The organism is Streptomyces desertarenae, assembly GCF_042681365.1.
Taxonomy (GTDB): domain Bacteria; phylum Actinomycetota; class Actinomycetes; order Streptomycetales; family Streptomycetaceae; genus Streptomyces; species Streptomyces desertarenae.
The window spans coordinates 110,308-134,996 of record NZ_JBHUFU010000010.1 but is presented as its reverse complement, the minus strand read 5'-3'; the positions used below and the strand labels follow the sequence as shown (position 1 = coordinate 134,996).

Genomic DNA, 24,689 nt, shown 5'->3' with positions numbered 1-24,689 from the left:
CGGTCGGGACGCGGTCAGTCGCGTTCCAACTCTGCCTCGGCCTGCGCCAGCGCCGCGAACTCCTCCTCCGGCGCGGCGGCCACCAGGCGGTGGCGGCTGTAGAACGCGAAGTAGCAGGCGGCCGCGGCGTACAGCACCACGGCGATGCCCGCCGCCTCCGGGTCCACCAGGAAGGTGGCGACCACGGCGGCGCACGCCAGCACCAGGGCCACCGAGGAGGTCAGGACGCCGCCGGGGGTGCGGTAGGGGCGGTGCAGTCCCGGCTCGCGGCGGCGCAGCACGATGTGCGACAGCGCCATCAGCACGTACGACACCGAGGCGCCGAACACCGCGATGTTGAGCATCCGCGCGCCGTCCCCGGTGTACGCGGCCAGGGCGAAGCCGATCGCGCCGGACACCACCAGGGCGGGCCAGGGCGCCTTGCGGCGGCTGGTGAGGGACAGGACGCGGGGCAGGTAGCCGGCGCGCGAGAGGGCGAACAGCTGCCGCGAACCGGCGTAGACCAGGGAGAAGAAGGAGGCCACCAGACCGGCCAGCCCGGCGTGGTTGACGATCCGGCTGAGTGCGGTCGGCTCGCCGCCGTTCGCCGCCTCCACCGCCGCGACCAGCGGGTTGTCGGCGTCCTTGATGGCGTTCGAGCCCGCCGCGCCGGCCGCACCCAGGAGGGTGACCGCGGCCAGGACCAGCAGCACGCCGATGGCCCACGCCATGGCCCTGGGCATCGTCCTGGCCGGGTCGCGGGTCTCCTCGGCGGCCAGCGGAACCCCCTCGACCCCCAGGAAGAACCACATTCCGAACGGGACGGCGGCCCAGACGCCCAGCAGTCCGAACGGCAGCCAGGAGTTCGCGCCGAAGGCCGTCCCGTCGGCGGCCACGTCGGTGAGGGAGGCCGCGTCGAAGGTGGAGAAGGCGGCGACGGCGAAGACGGCCAGGGCGGCGACCGCGACACCGGTCACCGCGAAGCTGAAGCGCAGCGCCTCGCCGACGCCCCACAGGTGGACGCCGGTGAAGACGGTGAAGCAGGCCAGGTGGACCGGCCAGCCGGAGGTCAGGCCGAACAGCCCGAGGGACTCCACGTAGCCGCCGATGAACACCGCGATGGCGGCGGGCGCCAGCACGTACTCGACCAGGACGGCCGTCCCCGTCAGGAAACCGCCCCAGGGGCCCAGCGCGCGCCGGGCGAAGCCGTAGCCGCCGCCCGCGGTCGGCAGCACCGAGGAGAGCTCGGCCAGCGAGAGGACCAGGCAGGTGTACATCAGCCCCATCAGGGCGGTGGCCGCGGCCAGCCCGCCGAAACCGCCCTCGGCCAGGCCGTAGTTCCAGCCCGCGTAGTCGCCGGAGACGACGTAGGCCACGCCCAGGCCCGCCAGCAGCAGCGGGCCGGCGCTGCCGCGGCGCAGCGAGCGGCGGCGGAGGTAGTCGTGTCCGGGGGAGCCCGGCGGTGCCTGGCCGCCGGGCGGCGCACCGCCGGAGGCGGCCGTCCGCGCGGGGCGGGGGCGGGTGCCGTCGGTCATGGGCCGCTCCTGCCGGGGGCCGGTGGGACGTGGGACGCGCACGGGCAGAGGTCCCGACGCACACCATCGCGGCTCGCGGCGGCCGCGCACAAGTCCCGTGCGCGGAGGGAACGTTCCGGCGGCGGGACGCGGTCCGGCAGGCCGTCGGGCCGACCCGCGGAGGCCGCCGACGCGCCGTGCGCGCCGTGCGCGCCGTGTGCGCCGAAGGTGCGGTACGCGCCGTGCGCGCCGGGTAGGCGGGACGCGCCGGGTGTGCCGACCCGGCCGCCGGGGGATCCGTTCACGGCGCCCACTTTCATCCAAAGATGCGGATGAATACCTTATGGCTCACGGCCAACCGCAGGAGGCCCCGTGGCAGACCGCAGACCCCCGCTCACCGTCGAGGAACTGAGGCGGCGCGTGGACTCCGGGGACGTCGACACCGTCGTCCTCGCCTTCACCGACATGCAGGGCCGCCTCCAGGGCAAGCGGTTCGCCGCCCGGTTCTTCCTGGACGAGGTGCTGGAGCACGGCACCGAGGGGTGCGACTACCTGCTCGCCGTGGACGCCGAGATGAACACCGTCGACGGCTACGCCATGTCCTCCTGGGAGAAGGGCTACGGCGACTTCGCCCTGCACGGTGACGCCGCCACCTTGCGCCTGACCCCCTGGAACCCCGGCACCGCGCTGATCACCGCCGACCTGGCCTGGCACGACGGCTCGCCGGTGGCCGCCTCGCCCCGCCAGGTGCTGAGCCGCCAGCTCGACCGGCTCGCCGAACGCGGCTGGACGGCCTGCGCGGGCACCGAGCTGGAGTTCATCGTCTTCCGGGACACCTACGAGTCGGCCTGGGAGCGCGGCTACCGCCACCTGACCCCGGCCAACCTCTACAACGTGGACTACTCCGTCCTCGGCACCGGCCGGATCGAGCCGCTGCTGCGCCGCATCCGCAACGAGATGGGCGCGGCCGGGATGGCGGTGGAGTCGGCCAAGGGCGAGTGCAACCTGGGCCAGCACGAGATCACCTTCCGCTACAGCGACGCGCTCACCACCTGCGACCAGCACTCCGTCTACAAGACCGGTGCCAAGGAGATCGCCGCCCAGGAGGGGATGGCGCTCACCTTCATGGCCAAGTACGACGAGCGCGAGGGCAACTCGTGCCACATCCACCTCTCCCTGCGCGACGAGGACGGCTCGCCGGTCCTGGCGGACGACGGCGCGCCCCACGGCATGTCGGAGCTGATGCGGCACTTCCTGGCCGGACAGCTCGCCGTGCTGCGCGAGTTCACCCTCCTCCACGCGCCCAACATCAACTCCTACAAGCGCTTCCGGCCCGGCTCCTTCGCGCCCACCGCCGTCGCCTGGGGCCCGGACAACCGCACCTGCGCCCTGCGGGTGATCGGCCGCGGCCCCTCGCACCGGCTGGAGAACCGCCTCCCCGGCGGGGACGTCAACCCCTACCTGGCGGTCGCCGGCATGGTCGCGGCCGGGCTGTACGGCATCGACAACGCCCTCGACCTCCCCGAGCCCTGCACCGGGAACGCCTACACCGGCGGCGCCGCCCGCGTCCCGGCCACCCTGCGCGAGGCCGCGGAGCTGTGGGAGGGGAGCGGGCCGGCGCGTGCCGCCTTCGGCGACGAGGTCGTCGAGCACTACGCCACCATGGCGCGCGTCGAGCAGGAGGCGTACGACACGGCCGTCACGGACTGGGAGCGCTACCGCTCCTTCGAACGCATGTGAGGGGAACGACCGTGCCCGACACCGCGACGGGGACCGGCCGGCGCGGCACCGCCGCAGCCGCGCCCGAACACCCCCGCGAGCACCAGGTGGTCGATCCCGCCACCGAGGAGGTGATCGCCACCGTCCCGGCCACCCCGCCCGCCGCGGTCGACACCGCCGTGCGCCGGGCCGCCGCGGCCCAGGAGCGCTGGGCGGCCCTCGCCCCCGCCGACCGCGCCCGGCTGCTGCGCCGCTTCGCCGCCGCCGTCGACGACCACCTGGAGGAACTGGCCCGCCTGGAGGTCCGCGAGGCCGGCCACCCGATCGGCAACGCCCGCTGGGAGGCGGGCAACGTCCGCGACCTGCTGGAGTACTCGGCCGGCGGAGTGGAGCGCCTGACAGGCCACCAGATCCCCGTCCCCGGCGGCATCGACGTCACCTTCGCCGAACCGCTCGGCACCGTCGCCGTCATCGCCCCGTGGAACTTCCCCCTGCCCGTCGCCGCCTGGGGCACCGCCCCCGCACTGGCCGCGGGCAACGCCGTCCTCCTCAAACCCGCCGAGGCCACCCCGCTCACCGCGCTGCGCCTCGCCGGACTCGCCCTGGAGGCGGGCCTGCCCGAGCACCTGTTCCAGGTGCTGCCCGGCGCCGGGCCGGTCACCGGCACCGCCCTGGTGGACCACCCCGGGGTCGCCAAGGTCGTCTTCACCGGGTCGACGCCCGTGGGCAGGGAGATCATGGCCCGGTGCGCGGCGCGGGTGAAGCGGGTGACGCTCGAACTCGGCGGCAAGAGCCCCAACATCGTCTTCGCCGACGCCGACCTCGAACGGGCGGCGGCCGCCGCCCCCGCCTCCTTCCTGGACAACACCGGCCAGGACTGCTGCGCCCGCAGCCGCATCCTCGTCCAGCGCCCGGTGTACGACCGGTTCATGGAGCTGCTGGAGCCGGCCGTGAGGGCGTTCACCGCCGGAGACCCGGCCGACCCCGCCACCGACATGGGCCCGCTGATCTCCGCCGCCCACCGCGAGCGGGTCCGCTCCTACGTCCCCGAGGACGCCCCCGCCGCCATCCGCGGCGCGGTGCCCTCCGGTCCCGGCTACTGGTACCCGGCCACCGTCCTGACGGCGGACCAGGCCGGCGACCGGGCCGCCGCGGAGGAGGTCTTCGGCCCGGTCGCCGTCGTCCTCCCCTTCGACGACGAGGCCGACGCCGTCCGCCTGGCCAACGCCACCGACTACGGGCTGGCGGGCTCGGTGTGGACCCGCGACGCCGGCCGCGCCCTGCGCACGGCGCGCGCCGTCGCCGCGGGCAACCTCTCCGTCAACTCCCACAGCAGCGTGCGCTACTGGACCCCCTTCGGGGGCTACAAGCAGTCCGGCCTGGGGCGCGAGCTGGGCCCCGACGCGCTGGCCGCCTTCACCGAGACCAAGAACGTCTTCATCGCCACCGAGGAGCAGCAGTGACCGGATCAGCAGCAGGAGCGGCGGGCGGCGCGGCCGGGGCCGTCGGGGAGGCGGTGGGGGCGGAGACGGCCGTGGCCGCCTCGGCGCCCGTCTGCCGCCGCCTGGTGGGGCGCACCGCCGTCGTCACCGGAGCCGGCAGCGGCATCGGGCGGGCCGCCGCCCGCCGGCTGGCCGCCGAGGGCGCCGCCGTCGTCTGCGGCGATGTCGACGAGGAGGCCGGCCGGGCCGCGGCCGAGGAGGCCGGCGGCACCTTCGTGTCCGTCGACGTCACCGACCCCGGGCAGGTGGAGGCGCTGTTCGCCACGGCGCACGGGACGTACGGAAGCATCGACGTCGCCTTCAACAACGCCGGCATCTCCCCGCCCGAGGACGACTCCATCCTGGAGACCGGCCTGGCGGCCTGGAGGCGCGTGCAGGAGGTCAACCTCACCTCCGTCTACCTGTGCTGCAAGGCCGTCCTGCCCTACATGCGCCGGCAGGGGAGGGGGTCGATCGTCAACACCGCCTCCTTCGTGGCCGTCATGGGCGCGGCCACCTCGCAGATCAGCTACACCGCCTCCAAGGGCGGGGTGCTGGCGATGTCGCGCGAGCTGGGCGTGCAGTTCGCCCGCGAGGGGATCCGCGTCAACGCCCTGTGCCCCGGCCCGGTCAACACCCCGCTGCTCAGGGAGCTGTTCGCCGCGGACCCCGAGCGGGCCCGGCGGCGGCTGGTCCACGTCCCCGCGGGCCGGTTCGCCGAGCCGGAGGAGATCGCCGCCGCCGTCGCCTTCCTGGCCAGCGACGACTCCTCGTTCGTCAACGCCGCCGAGTTCCTGGTGGACGGCGGGATCTCGGGGGCGTACGTCACCCCCCTGTGACCCCGTGCCCCTCGGGCGGGGGCAGCCGGGGCGCACCCCTGCTGCCGGGCGCCGGTTGCCGCTACTGTGCACGGGGTGAGCATGACGACACCGCCCGGCTGGTACCCGGACCCCGGGCACACGGGCTCCGGTCCGGCACCGGAGCGCTGGTGGGACGGTTCGGCCTGGACGGGGCACACCCGGGCCGCCCCCGCCCCCCACGACGCGGCGTGGGGGACGTACACCCCCCACGCGGCGGCACTCCCCCACGACGGGCCGCAGGAGGGCGACCGGCCGCGGCGCGGTCCGCTGGTGGCCGCCGTCATCGCCGCCGCGGTCGTGGTGAGCGCGCTGATGGCCGGCGGCCTCCTGCTGCTCGGCGGCGGTGGCGGCGACGGCGCGGACCGGGCGCACCCCGCCCCCGCCGGCAGCACACCCGGCGGAGGCGGGACCGACGACGGCCCGGACGGCGGGCGGCCCCCCGGTGACGGCACCCCCGGCACCGCGGTCGACCGGGCCAACGGCGTCAGCGTGCCCGTCCCGGAGGGCTGGACCGAGGCGGAGACGGACCGGGGGATCTGGCTCTCCACCGGCCCCTACCCCTGCCCCGCCGACCCCTCCTTGAACTGCGTGCGGGGCGGGGTCTCCCTGCGCGCCTCCGGGGAGCCGCCGGGGACGGACGCCAGGGAGGCGGCCGAGGCGGACATCGCCCGCAACGCGGAGGAGACCTACGACGCCACGGGGTACGGCGGGGTGCGGGACCACCGGGTGGTCTCCTCGGAGGAGGTCACCGTCGCGGGGCAGAAGGGCCACCGCGTCCGCTGGCGGATCACCAACGAGCGGAAGCCGGACGCGTACGTGGAGTCCGTGGCCTTCCCGGCGCCCGACGGCAGCGGCCGGCTGCTGGTGCTGCGTCTGGGCGTCGACATCCACGCGGAGGCGCCGGGCACCGGCGACATGGACCGCATCGTGGCGGGCGTCCGGGCCGCCCGGGGGCCGGGCGTGGCGGTCTGAGGCCCGGCCGCCCCCGGGGGCGGCTCACAGGAAGGTGCGGCCCTCCCCGCGGTACGTCGGCACCACCGCCGTCACCCGGTCCCCCTCGACCAGGTGCAGCGCATCGAAGCGCTCGCACAGCTCGCCGGCCTTGGCGTGCCGGAACCACACCTTGTCCCCGAGCAGCAGATCGTCCGCGGGCGGCCCCAGCAGCGGCGTCTGCACCTCGCCCGGGCCCTCCGCGGGGTCGTAGCGCAGCCCGGCCGGCAGGTACGGCACCGGCAGCCGGTCCCGCCCGGCCGGACCGGAGGCCGGGTAGCCGCCGCCGAGCACCGTCACCACACCCATCCCGGGCCGCCGCACCACCGGCTGGGCGAACAGCGCCGCGGGGCGGCCGGAGAAGCAGGTGTAGTGGTCGAACAGCCGCGGCATCAGCAGCCCCGAGCCCGCGGCGACCTCGGTGACCGCCTCCTCGGCGGCGGTGTGCTGCACGCTGCCGGTGCCGCCGCCGTTGACGAACTCCAGCTCCGGGGCGACCGCGCGCACCGCGCGGACCGCCGCCGCCCGCCGCCCGGCCAGCTCGCGCCGCGCGGCCGACTGCATCAACCGCACCGCCGCCGCCCGCAGCGGGCGCCCGGGCGGCGCGTCGCCCACGCCCGCGACGTGCCCCTCGTACGCCATCAGCCCCACCAGCCGGAAACCGGGGCGGCGCACCACCGAGCGGGCCAGGTCGGCCAGGCGCGCGGGGGAGTGCAGCGGCGAGCGGCGGGCGCCGACCCGCACCCGGCCGCCCAGCAGCCGCAGGGAGGTGTCCAGCTCCAGGCAGACCCGGATCTCCTCGCGCCCGCCGCCGCGGGAGGCGTCGATCAGGGCCAGCTGCGCCGGGTCGTCCACCATCACCGTCACCGACGCGGCCAGCTCCGGGTCGCGGGCCAGTTCGGCGTACCCGGCCCGGTCCGCCGAGGGGTAGGCGAGCAGGACGTCGCCGACGCCGGAGCGGGCCAGCCACAGCGACTCGGCGAGCGTGAAGGACATGACCCCGGCGAACCCGTCCCGCGCCAGGACGCGCTCCAGCAGGGCGCGGCACCGCACCGACTTGCTCGCCACCCGAACCGGCTTCCCGCCCGCGCGGCGCACCAGGTCGGCGGCGTTGGCGTCGAACGCCGCCAGGTCGACGATCGCGAGCGGCGCGTCGAGGTGGGCGGTGGCCCGGTCGTAGCGGGCCCGGTCGGCGGCGGGGGAGGCGGTCGCGTCGAACACGCGGGCAGCATGCCAGAGCGGGACCGGTCCGGACAGCCCCTGCCCGGCGCGCAGCCGCGGGACCGCTCCCGGCCCCGGCCGCCGGGGAGGCCGGGCCGGGGCCGGGAGCGAGTTGCCGTGACCGTGCCGGAGCACCGTAGAGTGACGCGCACACCACCGTCCGGCGCTGGTCGGCGGTGTGATGTCCTTATCGAACCGGCCTGCCCCGCAAGGGAGTCGACGGGGCGGCACAGAACGCGAGGGGGTGCCGGTGAGCACTGAGGCCGACCCGGCCCGGACTCCGCTCCCGCCCGTCGTACCGCCGCGGCCCTCCGCACGGCCGTGGGCCCCGCGCACCGCCGCCGGTGCGCCCCCCATACCGACGGGGCCGCCCCCGGCGTCCCGGGCCCCCGCCCCTCGGACGCCGCTGCCGCCCCCGGTACCGCCCGGTCCCGGCGCCTCCGCGGCGGCCTCCGGCGCGTCCGGTGCCCGTCCCGGGGCGGACGCCGCGGACGCCCCCGCGGCGGGCGGGGACGGGGAGGGCCGGCGGGGACGCGGACCGGTCCGCACCGCCGCCGCGGTCCTCTGCCTCGTCCTCGGCTTCGGGCTGCTCGGCGGCGCCGCCGCCGGCACCTGGCTCGTCGACGGCTCCGACGCCGGCCCCGGGGCCGGCTTCGCCCGCGCGCGCTCCCTGTGGCACGAGATACCCGTCGACACGCTCTTCCCCCGCACCATCGAGGGCGGGGGAGCCGGACCGGGGGGAGCCGACCGGCACTGGATCCGGGTCGGGGTGGCCCCCGACGACGACTGCACCGGGGCCTTCGACCCCGCGCTGGCCGCAGTGCTCGCCCCGGCCGGCTGCGCCCGGCTGCTGCGCGCCACGTACGTGGACGAGACCAGCAGCAGCGTCACCACCGTCGGCATGCTGTTCACCGAGGCCGACGAGCGGGCCATGCGCGCCCTGCGCGAGCGGTTCGACCGCGACGGCCTCCACCGGCGCACCGACCTGATGCCCCGCCCGTACGCCGTGCGCGGCACCGCGGCCGCCCGCTTCGGCGACGCCCAGCGCGCGAGCTGGACGGTACGGCTGCTCACCGACGTCCCCGTGGTGGTCTACGCCGTGTCGGGCTTCGCCGACGGCCGTACCGTCAGCGGGCCGCAGGCGGCCGACGAGGCCGTCGTCGAGGGACAGACCGCCGCGCCCGCGCAGGCCGGCCTCGGACACGACGCCCGCGGCATCGCCGACCGCGTCGAGCGCGGTCTGCGCCGCACCGCCGCCGAGGAAGCCGAACAGGACCGATGAACGCCACGGACCCTTCCACCACGCCCGGCCCCGCCGGCGCACCCCGCGCCCCGCTCCACCGCCCCGGCGGCGCGTCCCGCCGCCGCACCGCACCCCTGGGGGCCGCCCGGCTCCTGGCGGCCCTCCTGGCGGCGCTGGCGGTGCTCTGCGCGCACGCCGCCGCCGCGCCGCCCGCGAGCGCCGACGAGGTGCGGCACCGGCAGTGGGGCCTGGACGCGGTGGGCGCCCGGGACGCCTGGAACACCACCAAGGGCGAGGGCATCACCGTCGCGGTGCTCGACACCGGTGTCGACGCCGACCACCCCGACCTGCGCGGCCGGGTCCTGGAGGGCAGGGACCTCATCGGCTTCGGCGCCGGTCCCGGCGACCGGCACTGGGCCCGGCACGGCACCGCCATGGCGGGGATCATCGCCGGACGCGGCCACGGCCCCGGCGACCGCCTGGGGGTCCTCGGCGTCGCGCCCGAGGCGCGGATCCTGCCGGTCCGGGTGCTGCTGGAGGACGGCGACCCCCAGCGCAAGAAGGCCCGCGAGGAGCGCGGCGGCGCCCTGGCCGAGGGCATCCGCTGGGCCGCCGACAACGGCGCGGACGTCATCAACCTCTCGCTCGGCGACGACAGCGCCTCCGCCCACCCCGACCCGGCCGAGGACGCCGCCGTCCGCTACGCGCTGCGCAAGGGCGCCGTGGTGGTCGCCTCCGCGGGCAACGGGGGAGAGGACGGCGACCGCGTCTCCTATCCCGCGGCCTACCCCGGGGTGATCGCCGTGGCCGCCGTGGACCGCGACGGCGACCGCGCCCCCTTCTCCACCCGCCGCTGGTACGCCACCGTCAGCGCTCCCGGTGACGACGTGGTCATCACCTACCCCGACCGCGAGTACTACGAGGGCTGGGGGACCAGCGCGGCCGCCGCCTTCGTCTCCGGGTGCGCGGCCCTGGTCCGGTCCGCCCACCCCGACCTCAGCCCGGCGCAGGTCAAGGAGCTGATCGCGCAGACCGCCCGGAACACCCCGCCCGGCGGCCGCAGCGACGAGCTGGGCACCGGCATCGTGAACCCGGCGGCCGCCATCGAGCTGGGCGCGGGCGTCGAGCCGCGCCGCCAGCGGCCGCAGGCCGAGGCGTACCCGGAGGAGTACTTCGGCGCCGGGCCCGCCCCCGAGCCCGGCGGCGGCCTGCTGGCGCCCGCCGCCGCCGGGGCGGGCGTGCTGCTGGTGGTCTGCGCCGTCCTCCTGCTGCGCGGCGGCCGGGGCTCCGGGCGGACCGGGCGGACCGGGGCGCCGACCGCCGGATGAGGGCGGGATACCCTCGGGGCGTGGCGCTCAAGAACATCCCCGACCCCGGTTTCGCAGACGACGACGGATCCGCCGACCCCGCCCTGGCCGCGGCGCTGGAGGCGTGGTCCGCGGACCGCTCGGCCGAGCCGGAGGTGCTGGCCGCGCTGGCGGGGGCCCGGCTGCTGGTGCCGGTGGTCGCCGTGCTGGGCGAGGCGGAGGAGGACGAGCGGGGGCTGCGGCGCGAGAAGACCAGCGACATGGCGGTGCCCACGCTCAACGCCCCCGGCGGACGGCGGGCCCTGCCCGCCTTCACCTCCACCGACAGCCTCGCCCGCTGGCGTCCGGACGCCCGTCCGGTCGCGGTGCCCCTGCACCAGGCGCTGCGGGCCGCCGCCCAGGAGGGCGCCGACACCCTCGTCCTCGACCTGGCGGGCCCGGTGACCTACCAGCTCACCGGCCCCGCGCTGCGCGCGCTCGCCGAGGGCCGCACCGCGCCGGCCGACCCCCTGCGGGACCCGGACGTCACCGGGGCGCTGCGCGCGGTGCTCGCCGCCGAGCCCGCCGTGCGCGCCGCCCGGCTGGGTCCCGGCCGCGGCACCGACGGGACACTGGCCCTGCGCCTGGATCCGGCGGTGCCGCCCCGCGAGGCGGCCGGGCGGGTGGCGGCGGCCCTCGCGGCGGACGAGACGCTGCGCGCCCGGCTGGTGCGCGGCCTGGACCTGGCGCTGCTGCCTCCGGACGGCCCGCTGCCGGGCAGCCCGCTGTACGACCGGGACGCCGGGGAGGCGGGCCGGGGCTGAGCGCGCCGGGGCGGCGCGCTCAGCCGAAGACCGGGCCGGTGAACTTCTCGCCCGGGCCCTGGCCCGGCTCGTCCGGCACCACCGAGGCCTCGCGGAAGGCGAGCTGGAGCGACTTCAGGCCGTCGCGGAGCGGACCCGCGTGGTAGGAGCCGATCTCGGTGGCGGCGGCGGTGACCAGCCCGGCCAGGGAGTGGATCAGCTTGCGGGCCTCGTCCAGGTCCTTGTGCTCCTCGCCGCCCTCGGCCAGGCCGAGGTGGACGGCGGCCGAACTCATCAGGTGCACCGCGACGGTGGTGATCACCTCGACCGCGGGCACGTCCGCGATGTCGCGGGTCAGGTTCTCGAAGTCGGGTGTCCCGCCGCTCCCGGAGGGGCCGGGGGAGGACGGGGACGGGGTGCCGCTGGTCTCGCTCATCGTCGTTCATCGCTTCCTGCTGGACGGTGCGCCCCAGCCTAGGTCCCGCGGTGCGGGGGTGCGCACCGCACCCGGGGAGGGGTTCCCGCCCGACCCTGCTATGCTGGGAAATCGACCGGCCGGACACGTCTCCGTCACAGGAGCGCGTTCCGGCCCGCAAGTGGAGGCTCCGAAGCTCCCACCCGACCGGCCCGCGGCCGGCGGGTCCACGGTCAGGCTGCGCCCCGCGGTGTTTCGCGGCGGTGCTCCCGGTCAGCGAGGAGCCCCGCCTGCGTTCCGTCCGGGGCGTTTTCGCGTCTTGGTCCGGTGGTCAACCCATACGTAACCGTGCGCGGCTGTCCGCCAGACATCCGCGTGGCGCAACCGAGGAGGCCCCATCAGCGCCGAGCCCCGCATCAACGACCGGATTCGCGTCCCCGAGGTGCGACTCGTCGGTCCCAGTGGCGAGCAGGTCGGCATCGTGCCGCTCGCCAAGGCCCTGGAGCTTGCCCAGGAGTACGACCTCGACCTGGTCGAGGTCGCGGCGAACGCCCGTCCGCCGGTGTGCAAGCTCATGGACTACGGGAAGTTCAAGTACGAGTCGGCCATGAAGGCCCGTGAGGCGCGCAGGAACCAGGCGCACACGGTCATCAAGGAGATGAAGCTCCGGCCGAAGATCGATCCGCACGACTACGACACCAAGAAGGGTCACGTCGTCCGGTTCCTCAAGCAGGGGGACAAGGTCAAGATCACGATCATGTTCCGCGGCCGCGAGCAGTCCCGTCCCGAGCTGGGCTACCGCCTGCTCCAGCGGCTCGCCGAGGACGTCCAGGACCTGGGCTTCGTGGAGTCGAACCCCAAGCAGGACGGCCGCAACATGATCATGGTCCTCGGTCCTCACAAGAAGAAGACCGAGGCGATGGCCGAGGCCCGAGAGGCGCAGGCCGCCCGCAAGGCCGGCCGCCAGCAGCAGGAGGAAGACTCCTCCGCACAGGAGCGCGCCGAAGCGTGATCCGGCGGGCCGGGAGACCGGCCGCCGGGGCGCGAACGGGACCCCCCGGGGCCCCGGACAGCAACCGAAACAGCTGACGTCGCCGCACGCCGACCCGACGGTCGGCGTGGCCGGCGGTGCCACCGACGAGGAGAGAACGGCGACATGCCGAAGAACAAGACGCACAGTGGTGCACGCAAGCGCTTCAAGATCACCGGCTCCGGCAAGGTGATGCGCCAGCGCGCCGGTCGCCGCCACTACCTCGAGCACAAGCCGTCCACGCTGACGCGCCGCCTCGCCGGCACGACCGAGATGGCTCCGGCCGACGCCAAGAAGATCAAGAAGCTTCTCGGCAAGTGAGCCGCGCCGCCCACCGGTCCCCGGACCGGGCGGGCGCGGACACCGACGACCGGGACCCCATCGAACCTTCGGGTCGGCGGCGGCGCCGTAGCACGGCAGCCGGACCACCACGCCGGCCCCGCGACAAGGAGTAACTCACGTGGCACGCGTCAAGCGGGCGGTCAACGCCCACAAGAAGCGCCGGGCGATCCTCGAGCAGGCCAGCGGCTACCGCGGCCAGCGCTCCCGCCTGTACCGCAAGGCGAAGGAGCAGGTCACCCACTCCCTCGTCTACAACTACAACGACCGCAAGCGCCGCAAGGGCGACTTCCGGCAGCTGTGGATCCAGCGGATCAACGCCGCCGCCCGCGCGAACGGCATGACCTACAACCGCTTCATCCAGGGCCTGAAGGCCGCCGAGATCGAGGTGGACCGCAAGATCCTGGCCGACCTGGCGGTCAACGACCCGAACGCGTTCGCCGCGCTGGTCGAGGTGGCCCAGAAGGCGCTGCCGGGCGACGTCAACGCCCCGAAGGCCGCCTGAGACGCCGCCTGACAGCGCCCGTCCGCCCGACGGCGGCGGGTGACGCACCACGACGGACCCGCGGGCCCACGAGCCCGCGGGTCCGGCCGTTTCCCGCCGCCCCGCGCCGGGCGCCCCGCCCCACCACAGTCAGCGACCCGTCACAGAAGCGAGAACGCCGCACCATGGCCGCCGCCCCGGAACTGACCTCCCCGCGCTCCCCGCGGGTCACCGCCGTCCGGCGGCTGGCCCGCCGCAACACCCGCGGCCGGGAGCGCCGCTTCCTGGCCGAGGGACCCCAGGCCGTGCGCGAGGCGGTCGGCCACCGGGGCGAGGACGGGCCCACGCTCACCGAGCTGTTCACCACCCCGGAGGCGGCCGAGCGGCACGCCGACGTCGTCGCGGCCGCCCGCGCCGCGGGAGCCCGGGTCCGCACCGCCACCGACGAGGTGATCGCGGAGCTCTCCCAGACCGTCACCCCGCAGGGCCTGGTGGGCGTCTGCCGCTTCCTGGACCTGCCCTTCGCGCGGATACTGGCCGCCCGGCCCCGGCTGGTCGCCGTCCTGGCCCACGTCCGCGACCCCGGGAACGCCGGGACGGTGCTGCGCTGCGCGGACGCCGCCGGCGCCGACGCCGTGGTGCTCACCGACGCCTCGGTGGACCTGTACAACCCCAAGGCCGTGCGGGCCTCGGTGGGCAGCATCTTCCACCTCCCCGTCGCCGTCGGGGTCCCCGCCGAGCAGGCCGTGGCGGGGCTGCGGGAGGCCGGGGTGCGGGTGCTGGCCGCCGACGGCGCGGGCGAACGCGACCTGGACACGGAGCTGGACGAGGGCCGCATGGGCGGCCCCACCGCCTGGGTCTTCGGCAACGAGGCGTGGGGGCTGCCGGAGGAGACCCGCGCCCTGGCCGACGAGGTGGTGCGCGTCCCCATCCACGGGCGCGCCGAGAGCCTGAACCTCGCCACCGCGGCCGCCGTGTGCCTCTACGCCTCCGCCCGTGCGCAGCGCGCTGCCGGAGGGTGCCGCTCCGTCACGCCGAGCCAGTAGGGTGACGTGCCCGGACCCGAAGGAGGGCGAGCGGGAGTGGACGTGAGGACTTCCGGTGGACAGGGCGGCGCGCCCGCCGACGGCCCGGGCCCGCACCCCGACGAGCTGCCCGACGGCCTGGTCGTCGCCGACGCCCGCGGCCTGGTCGTCTGCTTCAACGCCGCCGCCGCCCGCATCACCGCCACCCCGCCCGCCCGGGCCCTGGGCCGCCCCCTGGAGCAGGTGCTGCCCCTGGAGGACCTGGAGGGGCGCCGCTGGTGGAGGCTGACCGACCCCTACGGGGGCCTGGCCATCCGCACCGGCCAGCCCGAGCGCAACCTCTTACTGCCCGGAGGCCGGGAGGTCCTGGTCTCCGCCCGGTACGTCCGCGCCCGCCCCGCCGGCCCCCTGCAGCGGCTGGTGGTCTCCCTGCGCGGCACGGAGGCCCGGCGGCGCACCGAGCGGAGCCACGCCGAGCTGATCGCCACCGTCGCCCACGAACTGCGCTCCCCGCTGACCTCCGTCAAGGGCTTCACCGCGACCCTGCTCGCCAAGTGGGAGAGGTTCACCGACGACCAGAAGCGGCTGATGCTGGAGACGGTGGAGGCCGACGCCGACCGCGTCACCCGGCTCATCGCCGAGCTGCTGGACATCTCCCGCATCGACTCCGGGCGCCTGGAGGTGCGCCGCCGGCCCGTGGACCTGGTGGCCGCGGTGGACCGGCACGTGCGGGCGCACATCGCCGCGGGCCAGCCCCAGGACCGCTTCGTCCGCCGGATCACCGGACCGCTGCCGAAGCTGTGGGCCGACCCCGACAAGATCGACCAGGTGCTGGGCAACCTGCTGGAAAACGCCGTGCGCCACGGCGCGGGAACCGTCACCATAGAAGTGGCACCGACACGCACGAAGGCGGGCGACGAAGGGACGGCGGTCACGGTGAGCGACGAGGGCCCCGGCATTCCCGAGGAGTCGATGAGCCGCGTCTTCACCCGCTTCTGGCGCGGCAGCAAGCGCGGCGGCACCGGTCTGGGCCTGTACATCGTCAAGGGAATCGTCGAGGCCCACGGCGGGGCGATCACGGTCGGCCGCTCGCCGGCCGGCGGCGCCGAGTTCCGGTTCACCCTGCCCGTGGGCACCCCCGCCGTCCTGGCCTGAACCGCAGACGCCGGGGCCACGGGCTCCACCGAGTCCGTGACGATCTTCCGCGCCCCGTAGACTCGACATTCGGCACCTTCCAGCGGCCCCGGGAAACGGCTCCGCCTCGGCGAGGTGCCGAAGCGCCGGAGCGGGGCGGATCAGCCACCCGAAACCACGGGCCAACCGAGAAGCACGGGAAGAGATGTCGGCACCCAACAAGTCGTACGACCCTGTCGAGGTCGAGGCACTGAAACCGGAAGAGATCGACCGGGCACGGGATGCGGCCCTCGCCGCGATCGCCGCGGCCGGCGATCTGGAGGCACTGCGCGAGGTGAAGGCCGCCCACGCAGGCGACCGCTCCCCGCTGGCGCTGGCCAACCGCGAGATCGGCGCCCTGCCGCCGCAGGCCAGGGCGGAGGCGGGCAAGCGCGTCGGCCAGGCCCGCGGCGCGGTGGGCCAGGCCCTCAAGAAGCGCCAGGAGGAGCTGGAGGCCGAGCGCGACGAGCGCGTGCTGGTCGAGGAGGCGGTGGACGTCACCCTGCCCCACGACCGCACCCCCGCCGGCGCGCGGCATCCGCTGACCACTCTGTCGGAGCGGATCGCGGACGTCTTCGTCGCGATGGGCTACGAGGTCGCCGAGGGCCCCGAGGCCGAGGCCGAGTGGTTCAACTTCGACGCCCTCAACATCGCCCCCGACCATCCCGCCCGCACCATGCAGGACACCTTCTTCGTCCAGGGGGCCGAGGGCTCCGCGGGCGCCGGGGAGGAGGGCGGGGTGGTGCTGCGCACCCACACCTCGCCGGTGCAGATCCGCTCCCTGCTGGAGCGCGACCTGCCGGTGTACGTGGTCTGCCCGGGGCGCGTCTACCGCACCGACGAGCTGGACGCCACCCACACCCCGGTCTTCCACCAGGTCGAGCTGCTGGCGGTGGACGAGGGCCTGACCATGGCCGACCTCAGGGGCACCATCGACCACATGGTCCGCTCGCTGTTCGGCGAGGGCCTGGACACCCGGATGCGTCCGTCGTACTTCCCGTTCACCGAGCCGTCGGCCGAGGTGGACATGGTGTGCTTCGCCTGCCGCGGCGACTCCGTCGGCAACCCCGACCGGCCCTGCCGCACCTGCTCCTCCGAGGGCTGGATCGAGCTGGGCGGCTGCGGCATGGTCAACCCGCGGGTGCTGACCGCCTGCGGGGTGGACCCGCAGCGCTACAGCGGCTTCGCCTTCGGGTTCGGGATCGAGCGGATGCTGATGTTCCGCCACAACGTCGAGGACATGCGAGACATGGTCGAAGGTGACGTCCGGTTCACCCGGCCGTTCGGGATGGAGATCTGATGCGGGCCCCGCTTTCCTGGCTGCGGGAGTACGTCGACCTGCCGGCCGGCGAGACCGGCCGCGACGTCGCGGCGAAGCTGATCGCCGCCGGGCTGGAGGTCGAGACCGTCGAACAGCTCGGCGCCGGGCTGGAGGGCCCGCTCGTCGTCGGGCGGGTGCTGGCGATCGAGGAGCTCAGCGGCTTCAAGAAGCCGATCCGCTACTGCCAGGTGGACGTCGGCGACGCCAACGGCACCGGCGAGCCGCAGAACATCGTCTGCGGCGCCACCAACTTCGCCGTCGGCGACAAGGTCGTGGTGATCCTCCCCGGCGGCAGCCTGCCCGGCGGCTTCAGGATCGGCGCCCGCAAGACCTACGGCAGGATGTCGGAGGGCATGATCTGCTCGGCCAGCGAGCTGGGCATGAGCGACGACCACGACGGCATCATCGTCCTCCCCCCGGAGCACGAGGCGGGCACCGACGCCATCGAGCTGCTGGAGCTGGTGGACGAGGTGCTCGACATCGCCGTCACCCCCGACCGCGGCTACTGCCTGTCCATGCGCGGCATCGCCCGGGAGGCGGCGATCGCCTACGGCCTGCCGCTGCGCGACCCGGCGCTGCTGGACGTCCCGGTCCCCAACGGCCACGGCCACCCGGTGCAGATCGAGGACCGGCTCGGCTGCGACCGCTTCACCGCCCGCACGGTCACCGGGGTGCGCCCCGACGCGCGCTCCCCGATCTGGCTCCAGCGGCGGCTGCAGAAGGCGGGCATGCGCCCGATCTCGCTGGCCGTGGACATCACCAACTACGTGATGCTCGAACTCGGCCAGCCCCTGCACGCCTACGACCGCTCCCGCGTCAACGGGACGATCGGCGTGCGCCGGGCCCGGGCGGGCGAGAAGCTCACCACCCTCGACGGCACCAAGCGCGAGCTGCACCCCGAGGACCTGGTCATCACCGACGACGGCGGGCCGATCGGCCTGGCCGGGGTGATGGGCGGCGCCGACACCGAGATCGCCGACACCGGGGCGGCGGTGGGCACCACCGAGATCGTGATCGAGGCCGCGCACTTCGACCCGGTCGCCATCGCCCGCACCTCCCGGCGCCACAAGCTCTCCTCCGAGGCCTCCCGCCGCTTCGAGCGCGGCGTGGACCCGCAGGCCACCTCCGCCGCCGCCCAGCGCACCGTCGACCTGCTGGTGCTGCTGGCGGGCGGCACCGCCGAGGCGGGCGTCACCGAGATCGTCTCGCCCAGCGGCCCGCACACCATCAAGATGCGCGCCGACCACCCGGACAGGGTGGCGGGCACCGCCTACGGCCGCGAGACCGTCGCGCGCCGCCTCCAGCAGGTGGGCTGCGACGTCTACGGCACCGACGAGCTGACGGTGACCGTGCCCTCGTGGCGGCCGGACCTGACCGACCCCAACGACCTGGCCGAGGAGGTCATCCGGCTGGAGGGCTACGAGAACCTGCCCTCCACCCTGCCGCGGCTGCCCTCGGGCCGCGGGCTGACCGAGCGGCAGCGGCTGCACCGCCGGGTCGGCCGCGCGCTGGCCGGGGCGGGCTACGTCGAGACGCCGACCTACCCGTTCGTCGGCGACGCCGCCCTCGACCGGCTGGGCCTGGAGCCGGGCGACGACCGCCGCCGCACCGTGCGGCTGGCCAACCCGCTCTCCGACGAGGAGCCGGCGCTGCGCACCACGCTGCTGCCGGGCCTGCTCGCCGCGCTGCGCCGCAACGACGGCCGGGGCTCCCACGACCTGGCGCTGTTCGAGACGGGCCTGGTCTTCCTGCCCACCGGCGAGGAGACGCCCGCCGCGCGGCTGCCGGTCGACCGCCGCCCCACCGACGAGGAGATCGCCTCCCTCCGCGCCGCGCTGCCGAGGCAGCCGCGCCGGGTGGCGGCCGTCCTGGCCGGGGCGCGCGAGCAGGACGGCTGGTGGGGCAAGGGCCGCCCGGCGACCTGGGCCGACGCGGTCGAGGCCGCCCGCACCGTCGCCCGCGAGGCCGGCGCCGAGCTGACCGTGACGGCCGCCCGGTACGCCCCCTGGCACCCGGGGCGCTGCGCCGCGTTCCACACCGTGGTCGACGGGGAGCGCGTCCTCGTCGGACACGCCGGCGAACTCCACCCGCGGGTGGTCAAGGCGATGCACCTGCCCGCCCGCACCTGCGCGATGGAGATCGACCTCGACCTGCTGGAGCGCGCCTCCTCGGGTGTCCCGCAGGCCCCGCACGTGTCCGCCTTCCCCGTCGCCACCCAGGACGTGGCGCTGGTGGTGGACGGCTCCGTCCCGGCCGCCGAGGTCGAGGCGGCGCTGCGCGAGGGCGCGGGGGAGCTGCTGGAGTCGCTGCGGCTGTTCGACGTCTTCACCGGCGAGCAGCTCGGCGAGGGGAAGAAGTCCCTGGCCTATGCGCTGCGCTTCCGCGCCGCCGACCGCACCCTGACCGCCGAGGAGGCCTCCGCCGCGCGCGAGGCGGCCGTGGCGGCCGCGGTCGAGCGCACGGGCGCGGTGCTGCGCGGGGCGTAGCGCCGGCGGACGGCACGGACGCCGGAGGGCCGGCCCGCGCGGGCCGCCCCTCCGGCGTTCCGCGGCCCGGCGCCGGGCCGCGCGGGCGCGTCCGGCCGGGCCTCAGACGTAGGTGTAGAAGCCCGCGCCGGTCTTGCGGCCCAGCCGCCCGGCGTCGACCATCCGCTGCAGCAGCGGCGGGGCGGCGTACAGCGGCTCCTTGTACTCCTCGTACATCGAGTGCGCGACGGAGGCGACGGTGTCCAGGCCGATGAGGTCGGCGAGCTTCAGCGGCCCCATGGGGTGGGCGCAGCCCAGCTCCATGCCGTTGTCGATGTCCTCGCGGCTGGCGATGCCCGTCTCGAACATCCGGATCGCGGAGAGCAGGTACGGGATCAGCAGCGCGTTGACCACGAAGCCCGAGCGGTCCTGGGCCCGGATGGCGTGCTTGCCGAGCACCTTGGCCACCATGCTCTCGGCGCGGGCGACGGTGTCGTCGGAGGTGGTCAGCGCGGGGATCAGCTCCACCAGCTTCTGCACCGGGGCCGGGTTGAAGAAGTGGATGCCGATCACCCGGTCCGGGCGGGCGGTCGCCACGGCGAGCTTCACCAGCGGGATGGAGGAGGTGTTGGAGGCCAGGATCGCGTCAGGACGGGTGACCACCTGATCCAGGATCTGGAAGATCTCGGTCTTGATCTGCTCGTTCTCCACGACCGCCTCGATCACCAGATCACGGTCGGCGAACTCGCCCAGATCGGTGGTGAAGGAGAGCCGCTCCAAGGTGGCGTCCCGCTCCGCCTCGCTGATCTTTCCGCGCGCGGCGGCCTTCTCCAGGGAGGTCACCAGCCGGGTACGGCCTATCTCCAGGGCCTCGCCGGTGGTCTCGGCGACCATGACGTCCAGACCGGCCCGGGCGCACACCTCGGCGATACCCGAGCCCATCTGGCCGCAGCCCACCACTCCGACGCGTTCGATGTCGGTCACATCGTGCCTTTCGCTGATCCACTGGTCGGTGGCACCGCCCCCGTACGGTTCCGGCCGCGGCGCCTCGCCGACCGACGTTACCCCGCCGCGCCGGTGGACCGGTCGGCCGGGGCCGTGGTGCCCCGGCCGACCGGGCGGGGACCGCCCCCGCGATCAGCCCGTGGTGCAGGCCGCGCCGTTGACCCGGAAGGCCTCCGGGGCGCCGTTGGCCTCCGACCAGGAGCCGGTGAAGCCGAAGGCCGCCGAGGCGCCCGGTTCCAGCCGTGCGTTCCAGCCCGCCGAGGACGCCGTGACCTTGTCACCGCTCTGGGTGAAGGAGGCGTTCCACATCTGGTTCACCCGCTGGCCGTCGGCGAAGGACCAGTCCGCCTTCCAGCCGTCCAGGGCGGCCGTTCCGGTGTTCCGCACGGTGACGTCCGCCTGGAAGCCGCCCTGCCACTGGTTGGTGACCCTGTAGGTGACGGCGCACCCGGACGGGCCCGGTCCGGGCGGGTCCGTCGGGTCGCCCGGGTCGGTCGTCCCGGCGGTGTCGCCGCGGAGGATGCCGCGGCCGTTGGTGCCGACGTACACCCGTCCGTACACCCGCGGGTCGCCGGTGATGTCCGCACCGGTCCAGCCCCACTGGCGGGCGTCGTCGTTGATCCGCACCCAGCTCCCGCCGGCGTCGTCGGAGCGGTAGATCCCCCGCACCCCGCCGATCTTCGCGCTGGTGTACAGCGCCTGGTACGAGGCGCCCGGCGCGGCCTTGCCGAAGCCGATGGTGTCGGCCTCCTCGACCCCGTCGACCCGGGCGAAGCTCCGCCCGCCGTCGGTGGAGCGCCACAGCCCGTAGGCGTCGCCGCTGCCTCCCGCGAGCCAGACGTGGCCCTGCCTGCCGGGAACGGCCTTGAAGCGGACGCTGCCGCCGGTGGGCAGTCCGGCGGCACCGGAGGCGGTGAAGGTCGCCCCGCCGTCGGTGCTCACGTAGAAGGTGCCGCCGGAGAATCCGTAGAAGACGTCCGGGTCCACCCGGTCGGCCTCGACGCGCGCGCCCGCCGGGATGCCCCGCGAGGCCGTCCAGGAGTTCCCGTGGCCGGTGGTGCGGTGCACTCCGGCGCCCTCCGGGCTCCAGACGAAGCCGCTCGCGTCGGCCGCCGCCGCCACGGTCCCGCCGCCGGTCACGCCCGCGGGCTGGCTGCCGCCGGCGAACCAGTTGGCGCCGTTGTCGGTGGAGAAGGCGATGTTCCGGCCGGTGTCGCTGCTGCCGACCCGGACCACCGTGTCCGGGCTGCCCTCGGCGTAGTCCAGGCTGCTGACGCTGCCCATGTACGGCGACTGGTACATCAGCTCGGGCACCCGGTCCAGGTCGGTGTGCCGGAACCCGCCGATGTCGAGGAGACCGCTGAGCAGCGGGGCTCCGGACGGCGGGCTGATCAGGTCGTTGACCGCCGTCTCCTCCAGGCCCTTCACCATGGGCGTGATGGTGAAGTCCTCGTCGCGGTCCCAGGCGGTCAGCTCCTCGGTGCCGTAGATCGTCGCACCGGTGCCGTACATCATCCGGTCGGAGTCGAACGGGTCGATCTCCAGCGACTCGGTCATCCAGCCCAGCTTGGGCGCGGTCTCCGGCGGCGCGGGGCTGCCGCCGAAGGTCAGCCACGGCACGGAGGAGACGTCCATGGTGAAGCGGTCGGAGCGGTTGGGGTAGCTGCTGTACTCCCACGCCCGCGTCCAGCTCCCGCCGCTGTCGGTGCTGCGGAAGATCTGGGTGTCCGGCCACCAGGAGCTGTAGCCGGTGACCATGACCGTCCCCGGGTTCTGCCGGTCGACCGTCAGCCCGCTGTAGCCGAAGTAGGTGTCGGCCTCGGGGACCGGGCTGATGTCCGTCCACGTGCCGCTGCCGGTGTCGTAGCGCCACACCTGTCCCTTGGCGCCGTCGTAGGGGCCGCCGGTGTCGCTGGTGGCGATGTAGAGGTGGCCGCCCGCGGTGTCCAGCACGCCCTTGTGGGGGAGGTAGCCGGTGGGCTGGCCGGGCACGGCCTCCCAGGTGGCGCCGCCGTCGGTGGAGCGGTAGACCGACTCCTCCTTGTCGGCGACGCCGACGTAGACCGTCTGCGTCCGCTTCCCGGGGCTGCCGGTGCGCTCGTCGAAGACGACCCAGACGACGCCGACCTCGTCGGTCAGGTAGCTGTTGTCGCTGGTGGGATCGGGGACGTAGGTGCCCGGGTTGGGGAAGCCCGCCACCTGTGACCAGGTGGCGCCCGCGTCCGTGCTGCGCCACAGCCCGTGGCCGCTGGGGGCGCCCAGGTACAGGACGCGGTTGTCGTTGGGGTCGACGGCCAGCCGCTCGCCCATGCCCCGGCCTGGCATGTTCCCGCCAAGCTTGAAGGGGAGTTCGGTGGTCCGCCACGTCGCGCCGCGGTCGGACGAGCGCATGACCGCGCCGTTGTCCGGGTCCCAGTCGTTGGTGTAGTTGCCGACGGCGACGTATACGTTGTCGGGGTCGACGGGGTCGGTGGCCAGGGAGGCCACGCCGGTGTGGCCCCACTTGTCCCAGCCGACCGAGTCCAGCAGCGGGATCCACTCCCTGTCCGCCTGGTCCCAGCGGTAGGCGCCGCCGATGTCGGTGCGGGCGTACACCAGGTCCTTCTCGGAGCGGTTGAAGACGATGCCGGGCACGAAGCCGCCGCCGTCGATCCGGACGTTCTTCCAGGTGTAGCTCTCGGCCGAGACCTCGGCCCGCGCGTCGCCGGCACCGGGGCCGGCCGCGGCGGTGGTCGCGGAGGCGGTGAGCAAGCCGCCGGCCAGGGCCAGTGCCGCCAGGGCGGCACCGGCCGTTCGTCGTCTGCGCACGGATACGTCCTCTCCGGGCAAGACCGCCACAGGGCGGTACGGGGGTGAACCACTGGGTGGGAGCGCTCCCATATGTGCGTGGCGTGGATGCTAGTTGTCGAACGGTGTTCGCATAAGGGGGTGTGTCAAGAGGACGCGGCGGCGGGGGAGGGGCACCCACCCCGCCGGTACGAGGAGTTGCCGGACCGTCACCCACCGCTCATGATCGGGTGGACCACCCTCAGGAGGAGGCAGGATGGGGCGTTTCACTCGGAGGACCTTCGGGGTCGCGGCGGCCGGTGCGCTCTCGGGGGCGCTGCTGACCGGAGCGGGCGCGGGGACGGCCGCGGCGCGGGAGGGCGGAGCGGGCGGCGGCGGACACGGACGCGGACACGGACGCGGACGCGGACACGGACGGAGTCCCCGGATGCGCGGTATGTGGGTGGCGACCGTCGCCAACATCGACTGGCCCTCGACGGCGGGGCTGACCGCGCAGGAGCAGCAGAGGCAGTTGCTGGCGCACCTGGACACGGCGGTCGAGCGCCGCCTCAACACCGTGGTCCTCCAGGTGCGGCCCACGGCGGACGCCCTGTGGCCCTCGCCCTTCGAGCCCTGGTCGCAGTACCTCACCGGCACCCAGGGCAGGGACCCCGGCTGGGATCCGCTGGGCTTCGCGGTGCGCGAGGCGCACCGGCGCGACCTGGAACTGCACGCCTGGTTCAACCCCTACCGGGTGGCCAACCACGCCGACCCGCAGCGGCTGGTGGCCGACCACCCCGCGCGGCGCCATCCGGACTGGGTGGTGTCCTACGGGGGGAAGCTCTACTACAACCCGGGCCTGCCCCAGGTCCGCCGCTTCGTGCAGGACGCGATGTTCCACGCGGTGGAGCGCTACGACATCGACGCCGTGCACTTCGACGACTACTTCTACCCGTATCCGGTCTCCGGCCGGACCTTCGACGACGACGCGGCCTTCGAGCGGTACGGCGGGGACTTCTCCGACCGGGGCGACTGGCGGCGCCACAACGTCGACCTGCTGGTGAGCGAGGTCTCCTGCCAGCTGAAGCAGGTCAAGCCGCGCGTGCGCTTCGGTGTCAGCCCCTTCGCCGTCTGGCGCAACAAGGGCACCGACCCGGCCGGCTCCGACACCCGCGCCGGGGTGCAGACCTACGACGACCTGTACGCCGACACCCGCAGGTGGGTGCGCGAGCGCTGGGTCGACCACATCGTGCCCCAGGTGTACTGGAACATCGGCTTCGAGGCCGCCGACTACGCCCGGCTGGTGCCCTGGTGGGCCGGTGTGGTGCGGGGCACCGGAGTCGATCTGTACATCGGCGAGGCCCTGTACAAGGTGGCGGACCCGGCCCAGGGGCCGGCCTGGCACGACCCGGCCGAGCTCTCCCGGCACCTGACGCTGTGCCGGGAGCACCCCGAGGTGAGCGGCAACGTCTACTTCTCGGCCAGGCACGTCGCCGCGGATCCGATCGGAGCCATGAGCCGGGTGGTGCGGGACCACTACGGCACCCTGGTCCGGCCGCCCCGCTGACCG

The 24,689-nt window shown here is 75.1% G+C and carries 20 protein-coding genes; 15 read left to right on the top strand and 5 right to left on the bottom strand.

Annotated elements, in window-relative coordinates:
* Window positions 1-14 precede the first annotated feature (14 nt).
* On the bottom strand, window positions 15-1,514 hold the full coding sequence (gene eat / locus ACFSJS_RS17970; RefSeq protein WP_380901532.1) for an ethanolamine permease: 1,500 nt from the start codon (window positions 1,512-1,514) through the stop codon (window positions 15-17).
* Window positions 1,515-1,865: 351 nt separating this feature from the next.
* On the opposite strand from eat, the gene ACFSJS_RS17965 reads away from it, so the two are divergent.
* The 4 genes from ACFSJS_RS17965 to ACFSJS_RS17950 all read left to right on the top strand — a co-directional run bounded on the left by ACFSJS_RS17965 (window position 1,866) and on the right by ACFSJS_RS17950 (window position 6,525).
* Window positions 1,866-3,233, top strand: coding sequence for a glutamine synthetase family protein (locus ACFSJS_RS17965; RefSeq protein ID WP_380901530.1), 1,368 nt, complete (start codon window positions 1,866-1,868; stop codon window positions 3,231-3,233).
* Between the two features lie 86 nt (window positions 3,234-3,319).
* Window positions 3,320-4,675: an aldehyde dehydrogenase family protein gene (locus tag ACFSJS_RS17960; protein ID WP_380901795.1), complete on the top strand. Its 1,356-nt coding sequence runs from the start codon at window positions 3,320-3,322 to the stop codon at window positions 4,673-4,675.
* 53 nt (window positions 4,676-4,728) lie between these two features.
* Window positions 4,729-5,532 carry a 3-oxoacyl-ACP reductase gene (locus tag ACFSJS_RS17955; RefSeq protein ID WP_380901793.1) on the top strand — a complete coding sequence of 268 codons (804 nt, stop codon included), beginning with the start codon at window positions 4,729-4,731 and terminating at the stop codon, window positions 5,530-5,532.
* Window positions 5,533-5,613: 81 nt separating this feature from the next.
* Window positions 5,614-6,525, top strand: a complete 912-nt coding sequence (locus ACFSJS_RS17950) for a DUF2510 domain-containing protein (RefSeq protein WP_380901791.1) — start codon at window positions 5,614-5,616, stop codon at window positions 6,523-6,525.
* Window positions 6,526-6,549: 24 nt separating this feature from the next.
* On the opposite strand, the gene ACFSJS_RS17945 is transcribed toward ACFSJS_RS17950, so the two are convergent.
* Complete coding sequence (locus ACFSJS_RS17945; protein WP_380901528.1) at window positions 6,550-7,764, bottom strand: amino acid deaminase/aldolase; 1,215 nt, start codon at window positions 7,762-7,764, stop codon at window positions 6,550-6,552.
* A 250-nt stretch (window positions 7,765-8,014) separates the two neighbouring features.
* On the opposite strand from ACFSJS_RS17945, the gene ACFSJS_RS17940 reads away from it, so the two are divergent.
* Genes ACFSJS_RS17940 through ACFSJS_RS17930 form a run of 3 tightly spaced genes read left to right on the top strand, consistent with a single transcriptional unit; the run spans window position 8,015 to window position 11,117 of the window.
* Entirely contained in the window at window positions 8,015-9,046 is a 1,032-nt protein-coding gene (locus tag ACFSJS_RS17940; RefSeq protein WP_380901526.1) for a hypothetical protein, read from the top strand.
* Window positions 9,043-10,335: a type VII secretion-associated serine protease mycosin gene (gene mycP, locus ACFSJS_RS17935; RefSeq protein WP_380901524.1), complete on the top strand. Its 1,293-nt coding sequence runs from the start codon at window positions 9,043-9,045 to the stop codon at window positions 10,333-10,335. The genes ACFSJS_RS17940 and mycP overlap by 4 nt, the downstream gene beginning before the upstream one ends.
* A gap of 20 nt (window positions 10,336-10,355) precedes the next feature.
* Window positions 10,356-11,117 (top strand): SseB family protein, encoded by a 762-nt coding sequence (locus ACFSJS_RS17930; RefSeq protein ID WP_380901522.1) that lies wholly within the window; start codon window positions 10,356-10,358, stop codon window positions 11,115-11,117.
* A gap of 19 nt (window positions 11,118-11,136) precedes the next feature.
* Here ACFSJS_RS17930 and ACFSJS_RS17925 read toward each other — a convergent pair whose 3' ends face one another.
* The gene (locus ACFSJS_RS17925; RefSeq protein WP_380901520.1) at window positions 11,137-11,532 is read right to left on the bottom strand and encodes a DUF1844 domain-containing protein; all 396 of its coding nucleotides are present in this window, start codon (window positions 11,530-11,532) and stop codon (window positions 11,137-11,139) included.
* A 376-nt stretch (window positions 11,533-11,908) separates the two neighbouring features.
* Between ACFSJS_RS17925 and infC the strand changes: the two genes are divergently transcribed.
* From infC to pheT, 7 genes are all read left to right on the top strand, one after another.
* A complete protein-coding gene (infC, locus tag ACFSJS_RS17920) occupies window positions 11,909-12,523 on the top strand; it encodes a translation initiation factor IF-3 (protein ID WP_380901789.1) in 615 nt (204 codons plus the stop codon).
* Window positions 12,524-12,667: 144 nt separating this feature from the next.
* Complete coding sequence (gene rpmI, locus ACFSJS_RS17915) at window positions 12,668-12,862, top strand: 50S ribosomal protein L35 (RefSeq protein ID WP_380901518.1); 195 nt, start codon at window positions 12,668-12,670, stop codon at window positions 12,860-12,862.
* 139 nt (window positions 12,863-13,001) lie between these two features.
* Window positions 13,002-13,385 carry a 50S ribosomal protein L20 gene (gene rplT, locus ACFSJS_RS17910; RefSeq protein ID WP_380901516.1) on the top strand — a complete coding sequence of 128 codons (384 nt, stop codon included), beginning with the start codon at window positions 13,002-13,004 and terminating at the stop codon, window positions 13,383-13,385.
* A gap of 164 nt (window positions 13,386-13,549) precedes the next feature.
* Complete coding sequence (locus ACFSJS_RS17905; protein WP_380901514.1) at window positions 13,550-14,410, top strand: TrmH family RNA methyltransferase; 861 nt, start codon at window positions 13,550-13,552, stop codon at window positions 14,408-14,410.
* A gap of 36 nt (window positions 14,411-14,446) precedes the next feature.
* Entirely contained in the window at window positions 14,447-15,544 is a 1,098-nt protein-coding gene (locus ACFSJS_RS17900; protein WP_380901512.1) for a sensor histidine kinase, read from the top strand.
* 184 nt (window positions 15,545-15,728) lie between these two features.
* Entirely contained in the window at window positions 15,729-16,862 is a 1,134-nt protein-coding gene (pheS, locus tag ACFSJS_RS17895) for a phenylalanine--tRNA ligase subunit alpha (protein ID WP_380901510.1), read from the top strand.
* The gene (gene pheT, locus ACFSJS_RS17890) at window positions 16,862-19,369 is read left to right on the top strand and encodes a phenylalanine--tRNA ligase subunit beta (RefSeq protein ID WP_380901508.1); all 2,508 of its coding nucleotides are present in this window, start codon (window positions 16,862-16,864) and stop codon (window positions 19,367-19,369) included. Before pheS ends, pheT begins: the two co-directional genes overlap by 1 nt.
* A 102-nt stretch (window positions 19,370-19,471) precedes the next feature.
* Here pheT and ACFSJS_RS17885 read toward each other — a convergent pair whose 3' ends face one another.
* Complete coding sequence (locus ACFSJS_RS17885) at window positions 19,472-20,332, bottom strand: 3-hydroxybutyryl-CoA dehydrogenase (protein ID WP_380901506.1); 861 nt, start codon at window positions 20,330-20,332, stop codon at window positions 19,472-19,474.
* 153 nt (window positions 20,333-20,485) lie between these two features.
* Window positions 20,486-23,161 (bottom strand): cellulose binding domain-containing protein, encoded by a 2,676-nt coding sequence (locus ACFSJS_RS17880; protein WP_380901504.1) that lies wholly within the window; start codon window positions 23,159-23,161, stop codon window positions 20,486-20,488.
* Window positions 23,162-23,396: 235 nt separating this feature from the next.
* Between ACFSJS_RS17880 and ACFSJS_RS17875 the strand changes: the two genes are divergently transcribed.
* The gene (locus ACFSJS_RS17875; RefSeq protein WP_380901502.1) at window positions 23,397-24,686 is read left to right on the top strand and encodes a glycoside hydrolase family 10-like protein; all 1,290 of its coding nucleotides are present in this window, start codon (window positions 23,397-23,399) and stop codon (window positions 24,684-24,686) included.
* Window positions 24,687-24,689 lie beyond the last annotated feature (3 nt).